This is a genomic window from Saccharopolyspora sp. 7B (assembly GCF_020177435.1).
In the GTDB taxonomy this organism is placed as follows: domain Bacteria; phylum Actinomycetota; class Actinomycetes; order Mycobacteriales; family Pseudonocardiaceae; genus Saccharopolyspora_C; species Saccharopolyspora_C gregorii.
The window spans coordinates 1-3355 of sequence record NZ_JAIUKC010000266.1 but is presented as its reverse complement, the minus strand read 5'-3'; the positions used below and the strand labels follow the sequence as shown (position 1 = coordinate 3355).

At 74.1% G+C, this 3355-nt stretch carries 3 protein-coding genes; all 3 read left to right on the top strand.

Annotated elements, in window-relative coordinates:
• On the top strand, positions 1-1016 hold a 1016-nt coding region (locus LCD33_RS28420; RefSeq protein ID WP_224978491.1), incomplete at its 5' end, for an LCP family protein.
• Positions 1017-1162: 146 nt separating this feature from the next.
• Complete coding sequence (locus LCD33_RS28415; protein WP_224978490.1) at positions 1163-2335, top strand: LCP family protein; 1173 nt, start codon at positions 1163-1165, stop codon at positions 2333-2335.
• 171 nt (positions 2336-2506) lie between these two features.
• Positions 2507-3220, top strand: coding sequence for a TIGR03089 family protein (locus tag LCD33_RS28410; RefSeq protein WP_224962520.1), 714 nt, complete (start codon positions 2507-2509; stop codon positions 3218-3220).
• Positions 3221-3355 lie beyond the last annotated feature (135 nt).

Here is a 3355-nt window from a genome sequence, read left to right as displayed (position 1 = left end):
TGCAATCCAAGGCCGAAGGCCAGAAATTCCTGATCAAAACGATCGAAGAGCTCTCCGGCGCCAGCATCGACCACTACGCCGAGGTCAACCTGCTGGGATTCCACGACATCACCACCGCCGTCGGCGGCGTGGACGTGTGCCTGCTCGACGACGTCGACGACAGCTCCTACTCCGGCGCGGTGTTCAAGGCGGGCCCGCAGACGATCTCCGGCGCGGACGCGCTGGCGTTCGTGCGCCAGCGGCACGGGCTGCCGCGCGGCGACCTGGACCGGGTGGTGCGCCAGCAGGTGTTCATGTCCGGACTGGCGGGCAAGATGCTCTCCACCGGCACCCTGAGCAACCCGAGCAAGCTCGGCGATCTGATGCAGGCGCTGGAGAAGTCCGTGGTGCTGGACCAGGGCTGGGACGTGGTCGACTTCGCCCAGCAGATGTCCGGCATCGCCGGTGGCGACATCGACTTCCAGACCATCCCGATCGAGCTGGTCGGCGAATCCGGTGCCGAGGACGTCGAGGCGAACCCGCGCGAGGTCAAGCAGTTCGTGGACAACCTGCTGCTGCCGCCCGCGGAACGCGCGGCCAAGGAGCAGGAGGCGAAGGCCGCCGAGGAGCAGCGCAGCGGCACCACGGTCAGCGTCTTCAACGCCTCCGGCAAGACCGGCCTGGCCGCCGACGTGCTCAGCAGCCTCAGCCAGGAGGGCTTCAGCCAGGGCGGCAGTTCCAACGCGGACTCGATGCCGACCTCGCTGGTCTACCACGCGCCCGGGGACGAGGCCGCCGCGCAGCAGGTCGCCGAGAGCCTCGGCGGGCTGCCGCTGAAGGAGAGCAGCAACCTCGGCGCGGGCGCGGTGGAGGTGTACCTGGGCGCGGACTACGCGGGCCCCGGCACGCAGAACTTCGCCGGTCGCAAGCAGATCCGGCTCGACGGCGGCAGGCAGGCCAGGCCGCTGCCCGCGCAGCAGAACCCGAACGGGCCGGACGGCCCGATCAACGCGGGCGGGGTCCCCTGCGTGAACTGATCCCGGCACGACCCCGCTGATCGCCCCGCCGCGCGGCCCGAACGGGCCCGCTCGGCGGGGCGATCCGGTTACAGTGGATCAACTCCGGGAATCGGGCCGCTGTCGGGGCGGCTCCGCCGGGGAGGCCGCCGCATCGGGGAGGGACCGTGGCCGTCGACGAGGACGCCCCCGGGACGCCGGGGAGGCGCGGGGGCCGCGTGCTGCGGATCTTCGGCCGGGCGGTGATCGCGCTGCTGTCGGCCTGCGTGCTCGCGGTCGTCGCGGCCGGGTGGACCGCGCTGGACCGGCTCAGCGACGAGGTCGGCGGCTCCGAGGTGCTCACCGAGACCCCCGACGCGCCGCCGGCCGACGACGCCGCCACCGACGTGCTGCTGGTCGGCAACGACAGCCGCACCGACGCGCAGGGCGATCCGCTGCCGCTGAGCGTGCTGCGCGAGCTGCGCACCGAGAGCACCAGCGGGCTCAACACCGACACCCTGATCCTGCTGCGGATCCCGCACGACGGCTCGCAGCCGACGGCGGTGTCGCTGCCCAGGGACACCTCGGTGCCGGTGCCCGGCGGCGGCACCCAGAAGATCAACGCGGTGTACGGGCTGGCGAAGGCGGCCGCGTCCCGGCAGGACCCCGCTTCCGGCGCCGCCGCCGAGCGGCGCGCGCAGCTGGCCGGGCAGCGCGCGCTGGTGCAGAGCGTGCAGGGCCTCGCGGGCGTCCGGGTGGACCGCTACGCCGAGGTGAACCTGCTGGGCTTCTACGAGGTGACCGACGCGCTCGGCGGGGTCGAGGTGTGCCTGCGGCACGCCACCAGCGACAAAAACTCGGGCGCGGACTTCGCGGCAGGGCGCCAGACCATCTCCGGTGGCGACGCGCTGGCGTTCGTCCGCCAGCGGCACGGGCTGCCGCGCGGCGACCTGGACCGGATCGTGCGCCAGCAGGCGTTCCTGGCCGCGGTGACGGACAAGCTGCTGTCCACCGGGACGCTCACGAACCCGGCGAAGCTCGCCGAGCTGCAGGAGGCGGCGCGGCGCTCGGTGGTGCTGGACCAGAGCTGGGACGTCACCGAGTTCGCGGCGCGGATGCAGGGCCTCGCCTCGGGCAGCGTCCGGTTCGTGACGCTGCCGGTGCGTTCGGTCGGCGACCGCGACGAGCACGGGCAGAGCGTGGTGACGGTGGATCCGGCGCAGGTGCGCGGGTTCGTCGCCGGCCTGGTGCCCACCGCCGGTTTCGGCGCGGGCCCGGCGCTGGACCTGGACGGTTCGGCGCGGCGGCAGAGCCCGCCCGCACCCGCGATCAGCTCCACGGGCATCCCCTGCATCAACTGAACCCGACCGCACGGGCCGCTCCCGCGCTGCACCGGACACCCGCACCGCTCGCCGTCGAACCGCCCCGGCGGGCCGCGGCTCTTTCCCGTCAGCGGCGAAGCCGATGAGCAGCGACCACACCCGCGACCGGACCACCCTCGTGCTCAGCAGCAGAACCACTAGGGTCCCCGCATGAGCATCACGCAGGCGCTGCTGGCCCCGATGGTGGCCGCCGGATCACCGCGGCCGTTGATCACGCACTACGACGACGCGACCGGCGCGCGGGTCGAGCTGTCCAGGGCCACCACCGCGAACTGGGCGGCGAAGACGGCGAACTGGCTGGTGGACGAGCTCGACGTGGAGCCGGGCGCCCCGGTGGCGGTCGCGCTGCCCGCGCACTGGCAGACGCTGGGCGTGCTGCTGGGCGCGTGGTGGTGCGGAGCGCACGTGGTCGCCGATCCGAAGGGCGCCGAGGTGGCGTTCGTGCCGGGTTCGGTGCTGGAGGCGGGCGCGGGGGCGCACGTGGTGGCCGCGGTCGGCTTGGACGCGATGGGCGGGCCGGTGCGCGGGCTGCCCGCGGAGGTCGTGGACTACGCCTCGGACGTGCGGGTGCACGGGGACGACTTCGCCCCGCGCGACCCGGTGCCGGGCAGTGCTCCCGCGCTGCTGGAGTTCAGCGTGGACGAGGTGCTGGGGCTGGCGTCGCGGCGCGCCGCCGAGCAGGGCGTGGACCGCGGGGCGCGGGTGCTGTCCGCGCGGAACTGGACGTTGCCGCAGGGCGTGCTGGACGGCCTGCTGTCGGTGCTGTCGGCGCAGGGTTCCCTGGTGCAGGTGAGCAATCCGGATCCGGCGAAGGCGCAGCGGCGCCGCGCGGACGAGAAGGTGACCGTCGAGCTCGACGGCTGATCGCCGCCGGATCCGCGCGCCCCGCCCCCCCCCGGCGGCGCCCCCCCCCCGCGGGGGGCGCCGTTCTCCGCTCCTGGGGCCCCGCGGAACTCGCGTCCGTTTTGCGCGGAATGGCGCGTTCGGCCCAGTCGGCGA